9 protein-coding genes are annotated in these 16,602 nt (G+C 39.3%); 6 read left to right on the top strand and 3 right to left on the bottom strand.

Features of this window, described 5'->3' with window-relative positions:
- Nucleotides 1-33: 33 nt before the first annotated feature.
- Both R3E32_28505 and aat read left to right on the top strand, forming a co-directional pair.
- Nucleotides 34-330, top strand: coding sequence for an ATP-dependent Clp protease adaptor ClpS (locus tag R3E32_28505; GenBank protein MEZ4888701.1), 297 nt, complete (start codon nucleotides 34-36; stop codon nucleotides 328-330).
- A 47-nt stretch (nucleotides 331-377) separates the two neighbouring features.
- On the top strand, nucleotides 378-1,079 hold the full coding sequence (aat, locus tag R3E32_28500; protein ID MEZ4888700.1) for a leucyl/phenylalanyl-tRNA--protein transferase: 702 nt from the start codon (nucleotides 378-380) through the stop codon (nucleotides 1,077-1,079).
- Between the two features lie 17 nt (nucleotides 1,080-1,096).
- On the opposite strand, the gene R3E32_28495 is transcribed toward aat, so the two are convergent.
- Nucleotides 1,097-2,098 carry a hypothetical protein gene (locus tag R3E32_28495; protein MEZ4888699.1) on the bottom strand — a complete coding sequence of 334 codons (1,002 nt, stop codon included), beginning with the start codon at nucleotides 2,096-2,098 and terminating at the stop codon, nucleotides 1,097-1,099.
- Nucleotides 2,099-2,230: 132 nt separating this feature from the next.
- Here R3E32_28495 and R3E32_28490 point away from each other — a divergent pair, with 132 nt between their 5' ends.
- A complete protein-coding gene (locus R3E32_28490; protein ID MEZ4888698.1) occupies nucleotides 2,231-2,743 on the top strand; it encodes a helix-turn-helix transcriptional regulator in 513 nt (170 codons plus the stop codon).
- A 1,481-nt stretch (nucleotides 2,744-4,224) separates the two neighbouring features.
- On the opposite strand, the gene rfaD is transcribed toward R3E32_28490, so the two are convergent.
- Nucleotides 4,225-5,196, bottom strand: coding sequence for an ADP-glyceromanno-heptose 6-epimerase (gene rfaD / locus R3E32_28485; protein MEZ4888697.1), 972 nt, complete (start codon nucleotides 5,194-5,196; stop codon nucleotides 4,225-4,227).
- Between the two features lie 697 nt (nucleotides 5,197-5,893).
- Here rfaD and R3E32_28480 point away from each other — a divergent pair.
- The 3 genes from R3E32_28480 (at nucleotide 5,894) to R3E32_28470 (ending at nucleotide 12,802) form a co-directional block, all read left to right on the top strand.
- Nucleotides 5,894-8,629: a TonB-dependent receptor gene (locus R3E32_28480; GenBank protein ID MEZ4888696.1), complete on the top strand. Its 2,736-nt coding sequence runs from the start codon at nucleotides 5,894-5,896 to the stop codon at nucleotides 8,627-8,629.
- Between the two features lie 357 nt (nucleotides 8,630-8,986).
- On the top strand, nucleotides 8,987-11,524 hold the full coding sequence (locus R3E32_28475; protein ID MEZ4888695.1) for an FtsX-like permease family protein: 2,538 nt from the start codon (nucleotides 8,987-8,989) through the stop codon (nucleotides 11,522-11,524).
- 105 nt (nucleotides 11,525-11,629) lie between these two features.
- Nucleotides 11,630-12,802 carry an acyl-CoA dehydrogenase family protein gene (locus R3E32_28470; GenBank protein ID MEZ4888694.1) on the top strand — a complete coding sequence of 391 codons (1,173 nt, stop codon included), beginning with the start codon at nucleotides 11,630-11,632 and terminating at the stop codon, nucleotides 12,800-12,802.
- 550 nt (nucleotides 12,803-13,352) lie between these two features.
- On the opposite strand, the gene R3E32_28465 is transcribed toward R3E32_28470, so the two are convergent.
- Nucleotides 13,353-16,442 (bottom strand): tetratricopeptide repeat protein, encoded by a 3,090-nt coding sequence (locus R3E32_28465; protein MEZ4888693.1) that lies wholly within the window; start codon nucleotides 16,440-16,442, stop codon nucleotides 13,353-13,355.
- Between the last annotated feature and the right edge of the window lie 160 nt (nucleotides 16,443-16,602).

The following is a 16,602-nucleotide window of genomic DNA, read 5'->3' as shown; positions in this document are numbered from 1 at the left end:
ATTTTTGTGAAACTTATTTAAAAATCATTTCTTATGGCAAACCCTACAACACAAGAAATCACCAAAACAGTGGTGGATGAACTATTGGAAACAGTTATTGGCAAACAATGTAACTTAGTGGTTCACAACGATGAAATTAATACATTTGATTGGGTAATCGAATCACTGATAGATATTTGTAACCATACTCCTGAACAAGCAGAACAGTGTGCATTGATTATCCACATGAAGGGACAATACTCTGTTCGACATGGTGTAGAAAGCAAGTTAAAGCCTATGCGTGAGGCACTTGTAGATAGAGGCATTGGTGCTACTATTGAATATCAATAAGCTTAGAGAAGATTTTTTCAATATGTGAAATCACTTCAATTTTTCTCATGCCTATCTACGCCTTAGACAAAACCTATCTGGCTTTTCCTCCTCCCAATATGGCTGAAGACGATGGAATGTTGGCTATTGGAGGTGATTTATCCTCTGAGAGGCTGCTATTGGCTTACAGCATGGGCATTTTCCCTTGGTTTTCAGAGTATGAGCCGATTCTTTGGTGGTCACCCGATCCAAGATGTGTATTGTATCCCGAAGATTTGAAGGTTTCTAAAAGCATGAAGCAGGTATTTCGTAAGGAAACCTTCACGATAACTGCCGATCAAGATTTTAGAAGTGTCATCACTGCCTGCCAACAACAGCCGAGGAGAGGTCAAGACGGTACTTGGATTACCTCCGAAATGTTGGAAGCCTATTGTAAATTACATGAAATGGGGTTTGCCCACTCTATTGAAGTCTGGAATACGCAGCAAGAATTGGTGGGCGGTTTGTATGGCATCTCTTTGGGAGGGGCTTATTTTGGTGAGTCCATGTTTACTTATCAAAGCAATGCCTCCAAAGCAGGTTTTATTACCTTGGTGTACAACCTTCAAAAATGGGGATTCAACCTAATTGATTGTCAGATACATACGGATCATCTTGAGAGCTTAGGTGCTATTGACATACCCCGCAAAGCGTATTTAGATCTATTGAATGAATCCCTTACTTCTGAAAGCGTACGTGGAAAATGGACATTGGAGGCAATCTCTTTTTGAAAAAAGGATTTGATGTATCAACTCACCAATTCTGGAACAATTGCACTATAAGGAACCTTCAATTTTTCGCAATAAGTCTTGACCGCACCTACTCTTACTGTATCTACATTGCTTTCGATACGTCTAATCAAACTACTTGGAAGCCCCGTTATGCTCGTTTTTTCGACCAAAGTAAGTGGCTCGTCCAGCCATTCTTCAATAATCAGTAACCAACGTATGTGTCTATATAGGTTTTTCCAGTCAAAATCTGCAATTTGTAGTTCTGCAAGCTGCAAAATAGTCTTCAATAAGTACGTTCCCAATAGGTTCAACAAACTATATTCGTCTGATTCCAGCAAAGCGTCATAATCTACTACCACCACAATTTTCACCATTTTTTTGGCAAATACATATTCCTTCACACTGGTATCGGGGAAAATCGAAGTATTGGGCATTGCCACAAATGCACATTGTATTTGGTGAACACCAATTCCATAGTCACTTAGATCGATATAACGATTCAGGCTTTTTTCTATTTGGTAAAAATGCGACATTTTTTTGCCCATAGCCAACCAATCTGTTCCTCCAATACCAAAATCAAGCAAAAACTGTTGCTTCATCGAAATATTAGGCCCTAACCATTTTTCTTTGACCAATAGGGTTTTTGTATCAATATAAAAAATCTGCCAGTCAAAATCTGGTAAATCCATGTCGGCATACAATGCAATTGACTTCAAAAACAAGGCTGCCATCAACTCTTTTATGGTGTGTTCATCTGTCGAAGCAACTTGTTGATAAGAAAGGGATAATTTGATTTCCAAAGTTTTATCTACTTCAATATAGTTTTGTTGTTCCTTTCCTTCTAAAGAATCTTTTTTTGAAGTGGCAAGGAAGGTAAAAACGATTTGTTCTACACTTGTTCCATAATCCGAAAGCTGAATATATGTATTGAATAAGACTTCAAAAGTGTAAATGTCTAATTTTGAAGCAAGGGATGGCTTGCATATGCTTTTGAAGATAAAAAGGGGTTTTTGTTCCATTTCGTTAATTTTTTGTATTTTTACGGCATTATCGCTATTTTTTAAACAAATATTCGACTAATATCTGTTTCGCCACAAATTTACGATATATTATTTGTTTTTTCGTATTTTATCGACAAATTTCTTCAATAAATGTATCTAAGTAACAATATTCGCTATTTTAGAAAAAAATTGGGCTTGAACCAAATTGCTTTTGCAGATTTGATTGGGGCAAAGAGGAATACTATAAGTGATTATGAAAGAGGGAGATCGAATCCAAGCATTGAATTGATACGCAAGATGGCAGAATTGTTCAAAACCAACTTGGATGATTTGATAGAAAAAGATATGTCGCAATTTTCGACAGAAAAGTTGAGTGTGGAAGCATTGAAGGTGAACAAACTGGAAGAAGAAGGAGCTACGTATTATTCAAAGGTAATTAATGAATTGGATGAAAATATTTTGGCAGAAGTTTCTGAACAAAACCGCCTAAAAATCAAGCTTTACATTGATCATTTACAGATGAATATACAGCAATTGAAACAACAAAATGAAAGCAAGGATACAGAAATCTATTACCTCAAAAATCTGATTGCAGCAAAGGAACAAACTATCCAAAATTTGAAACGCTTGATAGATTTTTTGGAGAAACAAGTCAAGAATTGAGGAGTTGTGAAATGGACAAAATGAGGAATTTCAGAACTGTATTGTTGTGAAAATGACAATTTCCACTTAATGCAAATGGATTCTTTTTAAATTTTATTTATAAAGCTATTTTTTTATTAATCTCGTATATGATGGCATTAATAAATATATAGGTCTTCATATTAAAAAGGAATAAATCGCAACCCACCCCTGCCCCTCCAAGGAGGGGAATACTTGTACCAAGTGGGAAATTCCCCTCTTGGGAGGGGTAAGGGGTGGGTTTAAGTAATATAAACAATCAATGCGGAAACCAATACCATTATAAAAACAATAATGCCAGAAATAAAAAATGAATTGATAAATTGGTTTTCAGAAAAATCTAAGGATTTTAATAATGGCAGAAGGAGGAAAGGAACTATTATGGATAAAGTATAAATAGCTGACCAAGTGACCAAGTATTGTTTCCATCGGACAGGTACTTTTTGAGTTTGATTTTCTGTCAGAAAAAGGAAATCTAAACCAGTTTTAATATAATATTTGTCGTCTTTGGCAAAAAAAGGTTTTACTTTATCAATTAAACTTTCTCATACATCAGATTCCATCCAATTCCTTAGATTTTCAATTGTATCGAATCTGATGATATAGGTCTTCACATTAAAAAGGAATAAATCGCAACCCACCCCTGCCCCTCCAAGGAGGGGAATGCTTGTACCAAGTGGGAAATTCCCCTCTTGGGAGGGGTAAGGGGTGGGTTTAAGTAAAATAAACAATCAATGCGGAAACCAATAACAGTATAATCATACGTTAAATTGGGTATTGGGCGGATTATTTGCCAATCAATATTGCCTTTTGAATTTCTACAAATTGGGCCTATTTCATTTAGCCAATTTTCGTATTCTTATTTTTTTTCGTATATAATATGATAATTAATAATCACTGATGCTCCCAGATACTCCATTTATCAGATGAATTTGTCTATGTTTTGTTACTTGGTTGCGCTTAATATGAATGAGTTTATCGTACCGACTTTTAGCCGATATGGATCTACTCGTATTTTGGTGTGCTTAGAATGGTAAATATAGCGAAAAATTGGATTATTGCCCCAGTAACAGCTTCATTTTGTGAAGTGAAAGCAAATAGCTCGCCAAATAATTAGCGAAATATGGGCAACAAGCCTCGAGTTATTTCCTGCACAAATGACTAAAGAATTTGTTAATCGCTGCTTCGTTAGGAGGTTATCGTAATCTCAGCAATCCGTTATAATCAGGAAAATTTACTATTCGCACAATTTAATGAAGATGTTAGGAATGAATGAAAAAAGGCCCATAGTTGTTTTTAGTGGAGCAGTTGAAGACTTCTGAAGTTTCCTTTTGTAGAGTATCCTGATTTTCAAATCTTCCATTTCCTTAAAAATAAACTTCAAAAATCTCAATCCACTAAAATTTTCGATAAACCATTTTAATCTTGACAAATCAGTAGTCGCATTCCAACGATTTTGCATACTACCTCTTTAGCAGATAATTTTGCACATAATCTTTCACCCCTTCTTCCAAAGAATAAAATACTTCATCATAACCTGCTTCCTTCAATTTGGCCATATTGGCTTCAGTAAAATACTGGTATTTGTCCCGAATATCCATCGGAGTATCAATGAATTCAATGTAAGGAGTTTTATCCAATGCGGCAAAAGTATTGGTCACCAAATCCAAAAAGGTGCGGGCTTGACCAGTACCTAAGTTGTACAAGCCAGATGCAGGTATTTGTTGCAACAAAAAGTACATCACTTTTGCTACATCTTTCACATAGACGAAATCTCTAAGTTGTTTTCCATCTTCAAAGTTAGGATTGTGAGATCGAAACAATTTCATCTTATCTGTTTCTTGAATTTGTCGAAAAGCATGAAAAATAACCGAAGCCATACGTCCTTTATGGTATTCATTGGGGCCATACACATTGAAAAACTTCAATCCATACCACATTGGAGGACTCGCTGTTTGCTGCAAAGCCCATTTATCAAAATCATTTTTGGAGCGTCCATAGGCATTTAATGGCTGCAATTGCTCAACAATATCGTGTCGGTCTTCGTAGCCTAATTCCCCCAAACCATACGTTGCAGCAGAAGAAGCATAGACCAGTGGAATTTGGTATTTGGTACACAGTTTCCACAAATTTTGGGTATAATGTAGGTTTAGTCGGTCAAAGATAGCCGTATCAAATTCAGTGGTATCAGTTCGTGCGCCAATGTGAAAAATAGCGGTGATGTTTTGGTAATTAGATGGCAACCACGCAATAAAAGCATCTCTATGCACCCATCCCAAATGTTCAATCCCCTTCAAATTGGGTAATTTATCCTCTCTCGAAAAATCATCTACCAATATCAAATCCTTAATGCCTTTTTCATTCAAATATTTTGCAAAAAAACTACCGATAAAACCTGCTGCGCCTGTGATGATGACCATAAATATTAAGTTCAATTTTTGGTTCCTTGACAAATTCATTGGAGGATAAAAGACTACGGTAGACTGATTTTACAATAGCCACCTAATTTTCAAACGAATAGACTACCGTAGTCTTCTGGTCAAAGAAACTAATTTTTTAAAAGAACCCAAAAATAAGCAATTACTCAGAGTCGAAGGCTTCAAAGTATGTGTTCTTTGTCCTGATAGAATTTTGCAGTTTATTATTCCATTTTTGGTTCTTTGAAAATTTTTGTGGAAGCCATAAAGACTTCGGAAGTTTCATTTTATAAGCAATTAATTATTAGCGAAATAGTTTGTTGATTTTTTAAGCGGCAAACTTCCGAAGTTTCCTATCACAGATTTTGTCAAAGGACCTCATTTTTTAGCCTTTTGTGCTTTATTGAAGGTCGAAAAGTCCTTGCTTTTTCTAAATTAGCAGCAAGGGTTAATTCCTGATAAAATATTTTTTGAAAAACAGGTAGTTTCAATAAAATACCACATGAATGGGATTTGTGAGAAAAGAAATGTTACCTAAATGTTAATTTAACATTAGAAAAAATTTACAAAAATAAATAAATTCTTCAATTTATTTTAACTTGGGAGCTTGATTGGTTTCATCAAGTTTGAAATACTCTACAATATAGAAACCTTCAATGAACCAATTTTTTTCAATAGATTGAAATTAGTTTTTTTTTATTTATAAATATTTTATATGAAACAATTAACAACAATTTTTCTAGCATTATTATTAATGCTTCCGTTTGCGGCAAGTGCACAAACGATTTCAGGTAAGATAATGGATAAGGACGGTGAGCCTCTTATTGGAGCAACTGTTTTAGTTTCTGGTACTACTACAGGAACGATTACAGATGCAAATGGTTCTTATTCTCTCAAAGTAGAACCAGGTAGCATGAAGGTAGAAGCAAGTTACATTGGTTTTGAGTCACAATCAAATACTATAACCTTGTCATCAGGTCAAACTATTACTTGGAACATCACAATGGAAGAAGGTTTGACATTTGCGGATGTAGTCGTAACGGGTAGTCGTACAGCTCCTCGCTCTTCTACAAGTACGCCTCTACCCATTGACGTAGTTGGAGCGAAAGAGTTAGCTATGACAGGCCAAAACAGTTTCGACAAAGCATTGACTTATCGTATTCCATCATTTAACTCAGTGAATACGCCTGTAAACGATGCGACTTCGCTATTAGACCCTTACGAAATCAGAAACATGGGACCTTCTCGTACCTTGATTTTGATCAACGGAAAGCGTAAAAACACCAGTGCATTGCTTTACACCCAAACCTCTCCAGGTCGTGGTGAAACGGGAGCTGATATTTCTGCAATTCCACAAGGAGCTATTAAGAGAGTAGAAATTCTGAGAGACGGTGCTTCGGCTCAATATGGTTCCGATGCAATTGCAGGAGTAATGAACGTTATTTTGAAAGACGATGCAGAGAATGGAAGTGTCACCATTTCTGGAGGTCTTACCAGCGAAGGCGATGGAGAAACCTATGGTATTACTTTGAACAATGGTTCAAAACTGGGCGAAAACGGCTTTATCAATTATACCATTGATTTCTCTCGCAGAGACTTGGCAAACCGTCCTGGTATGGTAGATGCAGAAGGTGAAGCAGGTGACTTTGGTGCAGATATTGCAGTTGTTCAGGCATTTTTAGCCACTATGCCAGATGCAGGTAACATCAATGGATCTCCAGAAACTACTTCTGCTAAAGGGTTGGTTAATTTTGGTTCTAATATTTCTGATAACACAGAAATATATGGTAATGCAGCTTATGTTTACAAAAAAGTAAACAGTTTTGCCAATTACAGAACTCCTTATTGGAGAACCTTAGCAGACTTTCCTTACTTAGCAGACTTCTTCCCAAATGGACCTAATGGTGAATATGTTGGATATGTGCCTACTTTCGATGGTGATTTGAATGACTACAATGCCACATTGGGCTTCAAAACAACCAAAAATGACTGGATAGCAGATTTGAGTTTTACCGTAGGTGGAAACGAACAAACATACTTGGTACGCAATTCTCACAACCGCAATGGTACTTTGAATCCTGATGGCACTTTCAAATACCGTGAAAACAGTCCACTTATTTTTGATGTAGGAGGCACAAGATTTTCACATGCAGTAGGTAACATTGACATAAGTAGAAGATTGTCCGAAACAGTAGGAATTGCGTTTGGTTCGGAGTTTAGAAGCGAAACTTTTACTGTTATTCAAGGTTCGGAAGCATCTTATGAAGATGGTGGGCCTGACTCTTTTGCAGGTAATGACCCAAGAAACTCAGGTTCTTTCAACCGTTTCAACTTTGGAGGATATGCAGATATCGCATTGGATTTGACCGACGACTTTTTGGTCAACGGTACGATTCGTGCTGAAAACTACAGTGACTTCGGTAGTGCCTTTGTTTGGAAGGTAAGTTCTCGCTACAAATTGGCAGACGACAAAGTGACCGTTAGAGCTTCTGCTTCAACAGGTTTCAGAGCACCATTGCTGCACCAAATCTATACCCAAAAAGCACAGTATAGTTTTATTCCAGGTGAAGGTATTCAAGTAGGTGGTTTGATCAACAACGTTTCGAGAGAGGCCCGATTGTTGGGTCTTCCATCTTTAAAGCCAGAAGAATCTACCAACATCACGGTTGGTATCGGTGTTAGACCAAACTACAACTTTAGCTTCACTTTGGATTACTACAATATTGCAGTAACAGACAGAATCATCTTGAGTACCGAAATTGGTGCAACAGAAGCTGGAAACACTTCTTTGGATGCCATTTTATCTGCCAACAACCTTTCTGATTTGAGTTTCTTTGTGAACGCTTTGGATACCCGTACTTCTGGTATTGACTTTGTAGCCAACTACAAAGGTATTGAATTGGGTAAAGGTTCAGTAGCTTTGAATCTTTCTGGTAACTATACCCTTCAAAACGAAAGAGATGGAGATGTGAAAAACCCGACTTTGGTAGAACAGGCTGGTAAAACCGTTTCTAATGCGACACAAGAAGCCTTGTTTTTTACTTCTCGCCCTAAATTCAAAGTGATTTTTGGTATTGACTACACACTTGACAAATTTAGCTTAGGTCTATACAACACTGTATTTGGTCCTACCGAATTTAGACAACAAGGGTTAGATTCACGTCTTTACACAGAATTTGCCACAAAAGTTGTGACCGACCTGAATTTGAACTATCAATTGACCGACAAAATAGGTTTGGGAGCAAACATCAACAACTTGTTGAATGTATTGCCTGAATGGGAATTCAAAGCAGATGCAGGTTCAGAAGCACTATTGAATGATGCTGCTTTCTTGAAAAACCAATCCAATTTGATTACCTTCAATCAGCGTTATTCTCAAATGACCTATGATGGATACCATTTCAGTCAGTTGGGCACAATCTTCAATTTTGCATTGAACATTCAGTTGTAATAATCAATGGTTGATTGCTCAATCAGTGTACTAATTAATTGATGCACCATCTTGTTGCTACATAAATTAGAGCCATCGAGAGAACAACATTTACTTCAATATTTGATTGAAAAAAATGTTCTTTCGATGGCTTTTTGTATTAAAAATTATCCCCATGAACTCTAACAGAATCCAACTACTCCATTATTTTTAGGAATATGGGAGGGAAGGATAACAATAGGTCTTCGCACTAAAAAGGAATAAATCGCAACCCACCTCTACCTTGTACTGAAAAACATTAACCGTTCTTAACAAACAATCCTAGCTCCTTCAATGTTACCCAACCTCAGCAATAAAACAACACAACCATCCAACAATATGTGGAAATGGCTTTTCAAAATGGCATGGCGAGACAGTCGTCAAAGCCGTCAGCGTTTACTCCTTTTTACTTCTTCCATAATAATCGGCATTGCCGCTTTGGTAGCCATCAATTCCTTTAGCCACAATCTTCAAAAAGATGTGCAGCGACAATCCAAATCCTTATTAGGAGCAGATTTGTCCATTGGCAGCCGCAACCCTGTGACAAGTTCGCAAGACAGCTTGTTTCGCAGTTTTGGAGATGAACTCTCCGAAGAAAGTTCCTTCGCTTCAATGGTCTATTTCCCCAAAAGTGGCGGCACGAGATTGGTACAAGTGCGGGCATTGGAGGGCGATTACCCTTTTTATGGTGAAATTGTCAGCGAACCACGGACAGCGAGCCAATCCTTCAAAACAGGAGGACACAAAGCATTGATAGACCGCACGTTGATGATGCAGTTCAATGCCAAAATTGGCGATAGCATACAATTGGGGGAAACCAAATTTAGGATTGAAGGAGAATTGACCAAAGTGCCTGGACAGTCAGGCATTGCAGGAACCGTTGCTCCGCCTGTGTTTATTCCGCTTCAATATTTGCCCGAAACCAATTTGATACAGCGGGGCAGCCGAGTGTTTTACAACTACTACTACCGCTTCAATGAAACAGCAGAATCCGAAAAAATTGCAGAACAACTCCGTCCAGAATTGAAAGAAGAGGGAATGTTCATCGAAACCGTTGAAGGACGGCAAGAAAATGTTCGAGATGCATTTCTGTCCATGAACCGTTTTTTGAATTTAGTAGCGTTCATCGCACTTTTGTTGGGTTGTATTGGTGTAGCGAGTTCGGTGCATATTTATATCCGTGAAAAGCGAAAAACCGTTGCCATTTTGCGCTGTTTGGGGGTCAAAGGCACACAGGGATTTTTGATATATCTGATTCAGATTGCAGTTATGGGGCTGCTGGGTTCTATTGTTGGAGCATTTTTGGGTAGTATGATACAGGTGCTTTTGCCGAAAGTGGTGGGTGATTTTTTACCCGTTGAAGTCAGCCTGAGCATTTCGTGGGCCGCAATTGGACAAGGGATTCTGATAGGTGTGAGCATCTCTATTTTGTTTGCACTCTTGCCTTTATTGGCTATTCGTAAAGTTTCACCGCTTCGCACCTTGCGGGATTTAGGAGATTCGGGCAACGATGTAGAGGCGCAAGACAATTGGCGATGGTTGGTGTTTGCACTCATTGGTTTGTTTGTATTTGGCTTTACCTACTGGCAAATCGGCGACCTCAAAGATGCAGCGTATTTTACGGGCGGAATTGTGGCAGCCTTAGTAGTGTTGGCGGGCATTTCTAAGCTATTGATATGGTCGGTGCGCCGATTTTTCCCGATGCAATGGAGTTACGTCTGGCGGCAAAGTTTGGCGAATTTGTACCGCCCCAACAATCAAACTTTGACGCTGATGGTGTGTATTGGTTTGGGTACGGCTTTGATTTCTATACTGTTCTTTACTCAAAGCTTGCTGCTCAATCAAGTATCGATTGCAGGCAATAATGACCGCCCAAATATGATTTTGTTCGATATTCAAACCGACCAAAAAGAAGATATGGCAGCATTGACCAAAGCCAATGGCTTGCCTGTGATGCAAGAAGTGCCTGTGGTGACGATGCGTTTGGCAGGCATCAACGATTCAACGGTGACGGAGATGCGAAAAGACACGACAAGAGACATCAGCCGTTGGGTGTTGAATCGAGAATATCGGGTGAGTTTTCGGGATACGCTGGACGAATCCGAAAAGATCATTGCAGGGGAATGGCGGGGGCGGGTCAACTCGCCAGAAGATACCATTTTCATCTCCATTGCAGAACGCATTCAAGACAACATGAAAGTGGGTGTTGGTGATAGGGTCAGCTTCAATGTGCAAGGGCAAATCATTGAAACCGTGGTGGGTAGCATCCGCAAAGTGGATTGGCGCAGACTGCAAAGCAACTTTTTTGTGCTGTTTCCAGCAGGTGTTTTGGAGGAAGCACCGCAGTTTCACATCCTCGTTACCCGCACACCTTCCGAACAAGCTTCCGCCAAGTTTCAACAAGCGGTTGTCGAGGCGCATCCGAATGTTTCGATTGTGGATTTGACCATGATTCTCGAAACGGTGGACGATATTCTCGGCAAGGTGTCTTTTGTGATTCAGTTCATGGCTTTGTTCAGCATTTTGACAGGTTTATTGGTTCTGATTGGTTCGGTGATTATCAGCAAGTTTCAACGAATCAAAGAGAGCGTTTTGCTACGAACATTGGGCGCAAGTCGCCGCCAAATATTGACCATCAACGCTTTGGAGTATTTCTTTTTGGGGAGTTTGGCTTCTTTTGTCGGCATTTTGTTGGCGGTTGCAGGGAGTTGGGGTTTGGCGAAATATACATTTGAAACGCCTTTTACTCCCGATTGGACACCTGTGGTTGTGACCTTTTTTGTGATTACCGTTTTGACAGTTGTATTGGGAATGTTGAACAGCCGAGATGTGTTGAACAAACCACCATTAGAGGTTTTGCGGATGCAGGTGGGGTAGGGAGAAGAAAGATATAAGACAAAAGACATAAGGAGAAGACAGAAAAACTCTATGTCATTTTTCTAACAAGATTCCTTCCATAGGACAAATAAAATAAAATAGAATATGAATTCATACTACTTCAAAGAAGAACACGATTTGTTCAGAAAGTCGCTGCAAGATTTTCTGGCGAAAGAGGTGAAGCCGTACATCAATCGGTGGGAGAAAGAGGGTGAAGTGCCGAGAGAGATTTACCACAAGTTTGGTGAAATGGGCTATCTGGGTTTGGAAATGCCCGAAAAATATGGAGGAATGGATGCCGATATTTGGTACTCGGTGGTGCTGCAGGAAGAAATGGCAAAGGTCAATTCGGGTGGTTTTGCAGCTGCAATTGGAGCGCATTTTGGATTGGCAATGACGCACATCAATTCGGAAGGGAATGACGAACAAAAAGAGAAATATTTGATTCCTGGCATTGAAGGGAAATTGATTGGCTGTATGGCGGTTACGGAACCTTTCGGTGGGTCGGATGTACAAGCATTGCGGACAACGGCGGTGAGGGATAGCGACTATTTCATTATCAATGGTTCTAAGACCTTTATTACCAATGGTGTGAACAGCGACTACATTGTGGCAGCCGTCAAAACGAATCCAGATGCGAAGGCAAAAGGCATCAGCATGGTTATCATAGACCGTGATACGTCTGGGGTCAGTGCTATTAAATTGGATAAGTTGGGATGGAGGGCTTCAGATACGGGTGAGATTGCTTTTGACAATGTGCGTGTGCCTGTCAGCAATTTGTTGGGTGAAGAAAACCGAGGGTTCTTCTACATCATGCAGCATTTTGTTTCCGAGCGTTTGTCAATGGCAGTGGGTGCAGTTGCGGCTTCTGAGGAGGCTATTGAAGTGACCTTGAAGTACATGAGTGAACGAGAGGCTTTCGGGCGAAGTATCAACAAGTTTCAGGTATTGCGGCATCGAATAGCGCAGATGTCTGCCGAAATAGAAATGAACAAGGTTTTTGTACACACTTTGTATAAGCGGTATGAGGATGGAGATTATTTGGTGAAGGAGGCTTCAATGGCAAAATTGTTGGCAACTCAGTTGAGTGATAAGGTGACTTTTGAGTGTCTGCAAATGTTTGGAGGTTATGGTTATATGGAGGACTATCCTTTGGCGAGAATGTGGCGAGATTCGAGATTGGGGCAGATTGGAGGCGGAACTTCTGAGATTTTGTGCGAAATCATTGCTAAGACTTTGATTGATGGGAGGGGGTACAATGCGGCGATAAAGAATTAATTTTTGAAGACCGAAGTACGAAAACACAGAGTTTATGGTAGATGGCTAAAATTTTGTGGAAGTGCTAGTACAGCATACGCTAATATAATGGGCAACTTTTATTTAGTGCTCCTTTTGGAGTCAAATATTTGTAGCAAAAGAAGCTAGAGGAATCCACAACTCCTTTTGGAGTTGAACGGAAACTTGTCCCGATGGTGAATCGGAATGGAGTTCTGTGATTACCTTCTCCATTTTTCTACAAATATTCAAGGGATACCTGTTCCGAAGAAATCGGAAACGGACTTATGAGTTACCGTTTATTTACGGCTCATGGATACTTTTAGTGGAGCAGTTAAAGACTTTTGTAGTTTTCTTTTGAGAGCATACTGATTTTCAAACATTCCATATCTTTAAGGGTAAACTACAAAAGTCTCATTACACTAAAATCTTCGATGAACTTATTTACTTTTAGTTGTACTAGAGACTTCCGAAGTCTCCAATAACAGATTTTGTCAAAGAACCCATAAGTTTTGTCATGTAGTGCGAAAAATCAGATTCAATCTCTATTCCATCACTCCCCAATCAATAAATACCCCGCCCAATATATCGGAGCTTTTCCCTCCAATATCATCTGCCTTTTGGCTTCCTTCAATGCCGAAGCATAGTGTTTTTCCTCCAATATGTGCTGGAATAGGTGTTTGGTGAGTTGACAAGAAGCTCTATCGTAAACTTTGAAGAGGGTGAAAATCACATTTTTTGCGCCAGCGTAGAAGAAGCCACGGTTCAAAGACATTACCCCCTCTCCTTTCGCCAATTTTCCTACGCCTGTTTCGCAGCAACTGAGAACAACTAAGTCGGCATTGAGTTCGAGGTTGTAGGCATCGGAGAGGTAGAAGATGTTTTCATCACTGCAAACGTCACCATGTATTTCAGAAGACAACGGGTTTTTCGCTATTGACGAAGACTCCCGATGTATCGTCGGTATCTGGTTTACAGATGGCGACAAAATAATCCCTGTCAAATCTGACTGTTCTTCATTGTAGAATCCATGAGCCGAAATTAATACATATTTATATTTACTAATATTTTGCAGAAAATTGTGGGTATTGGCTTGGCTGTGTAAGTAGGTTTCGGAGGGTATGTTTTTGGCTTTGAAGTAGGATTGTATTTCCTTTACTTCCTCTTCCGAATAAATCAATTCGCTATAGGTATCCTGTCCAATCTGTACAGAACGGGTATTTTGCTCATTGAAATCCATTGTTATAGGGGCAATATCTCTGCTTTCGTTTTTATAAACAGGTGCAAAACCTACAAAACTACTAATCCCTAGTTTGGAATTGATTTTCATCTCTTTATCATACCTACTTTGAAGATTTTGGTGCCAAAGTGTAGCAGAATAATGGTAGCTGATGTCGTATTGAAGGAGCAAATAGGGTAAGTCGGCGTATTTCGCATTTACAGGAATGAATTCGGTCAAAAGGGCTTCAAAAGGAATCGTATTTAGTATATCGGCAGGGATAAGTTTGAGAGTCAATACCTGATATTGTGTTAGTATTGCTTCAATTGGAGCAATAAGAAGTTGGTACAATTCAAAAGCCAATTCACAATAATCGGTTTTATCGCTTTCTTCAATGGACGATTTGAAGGCTTCGATGAGGTCTTCAAAATCGGTGGGTTTGGTGATTTCGAGGCACTGAAAATCATTGGGGGTTAGGGCAAAGATATAGAGTTGTTTTTCTCCAACAAAATATTCAATCATTGCCGTTTGTGGAGGCATATTTTTTTGGAGGGCTTCAATGGTGACTGTTTCCACTTGGTGTTTGAGTTGGAAATAGTTGGGGTAGTCTCTTTCAAATTGCTGGATAAGTTGTTGGTATTCTTGCTCATAATCAAAATAAGTATTTTGCCATTTTCTGATTTGAGTTTCGTCTTTTTCGGCTTCTGGTTTGACCTGTTCTTGGTTGATTTTTTTGGTCAGTTCTGTACGTTCTATGCGTAAATTCTGCTCCTTTTCCAGGAGTTGGGATGGTATGTGCGCCATTGTTTTTGCAGCCTCGTCTTTTAGGTTTGCCAACAACAATAACCCTTTTGCCTGTTCACAAAACTCGAAAGCAGTTTGTGTACAATCTTTCTCATTTTCAGTATATTTCAGCGTTTCAGGCGGATACAAGGAGGTATTGATCTGAACGAGTTCCTTGCTCGTTTGCTCAAAAATTTGCGGTTTTTCCTGTGCTATTTTTGCTGCGGTGAGGGCTATTTCTATGCCTAAGTCACAGACGGGGAAGGTGTTTTGTGCCAAGCGTAATTTGCTGCCCTCATTGAAGTAGTTTTTTCGGATTTGATGGTAAAGCAGTATCGCAATTTTACAACCATTTAGCGCATAGTGCAATGCGTGAATGTTGGAATCTTGCTGTTTGTATAAATCAAAATAAGCTTTGGCTTCAAAAAAAATAATTTCCTGTAGCCATGAATTAGAAAGGGCATTTTGGATGGGAATATGCTCTATAAAGCCTGTTTGTTGAAGTTGGGGAATATTGCTTTGATAGGCTTGTTTGTAGCAGTCAATCGCTTGTTGGTTATTACCTCGTTCGTAATGGCATTTCCCTATTTTGAGGTGACATTCTGCGGTGTAATAATGCAGTTTCCCATTGGTTTGAAGAGAAAAGTGAAGGGCTTTTTGGAGGTGTAGTAAGGCTTTTGAAAAGTCTTTTTTGTAGGCATAGACAGTACCCAAATTCATATAGAACCAAAAAATATTCGGATGTTGTTCGCCCCAAACTTCAAGGGCAAGATTTAGGGCTTTTTGGTGGTGTGCAATGGATTTGGCTGTTTCTCCGATTTCTTTGAAACTTTGCCCCAGATTGCCGTATAGCTGAAAGACTGCGGGGTGTTTTTCACCCAAAATTTTCAGCCTAATAGCAAGTGATTTGTTGTAGTAATCAATGGCCGTGTGGGCATCTCCTTTTTCCGCAAAACATCCACCTAAATTATTGTAAATCATTGCTGTTTGAAGCGAATCTTCACCATAAGAATGAGCGTAAATATTGAGTCCTTTTTGGCAGTAGTTGATGGCTTCACTGTAAGCTCCATTGTTCATACATACTGATCCAATGTTGAGATAACAACCTGCTGTATTAACAGATTCGCTTTCTCCTCTCTTCAACAAATCCTGAAGTCCAGCATTGAAGTAATGGAGTGCTTTTCGACTATTTCCCAAGCGATAATGAGAACTTCCAACATTGTTGTAGTTTCGGTACAATTCAACGGTTTGCCCTTGTGCAGCTAAGTCCAGTTTCATCTCCAAAGATGCTTCGGCATACGCCAAGGATTGTTGGTAATCCCATTTGTACCAGTAAGAAAGTGCCAAATCAAAATAGAGTTCTGCTGTGTCGGTGTGCGGCGGATTGGGGTGAATGGAATGGAGTATTTCTTTGACTTTTTGAAGGGAAGCAATGGCTCGGTCAAAGTCTTGTAATACTTCACAACATTTCCCGATTTTCCACAGACAATCGCCATACGCTTCTTTTTCATTCGTTTGCAGAAAATGGGATTCAGCTTCTTCTAATAAAACCAAAGCTTCTTTGTATGCCTGTTTTTGGTACAAGAGGGTTCCCTCCTTCAATAACTGTGCTGCTTTTGGCAGGTGATTTACTTTGCTCATTTGGTGTTTGCTTCAATAGGGTGTTTTGGAGTGAGGGGAAGCAATCTACAAATTTAAGCAAAAATCGGGCTATTCTCCAATCAACAAATACTCGACCCAACGAATTGGGACTTTTTTCGACTAATGGTAAAGTTTCTCTCGGTGGTGAAAAACTCGCCGA

It is taken from the genome of Chitinophagales bacterium, assembly GCA_041392475.1.
Classification (GTDB): Bacteria; Bacteroidota; Bacteroidia; order Chitinophagales; family UBA2359; genus JAUHXA01.
The sequence above is the reverse complement of the archived record's forward strand: the minus strand, read 5'-3'. Positions and strand labels throughout refer to the sequence as shown.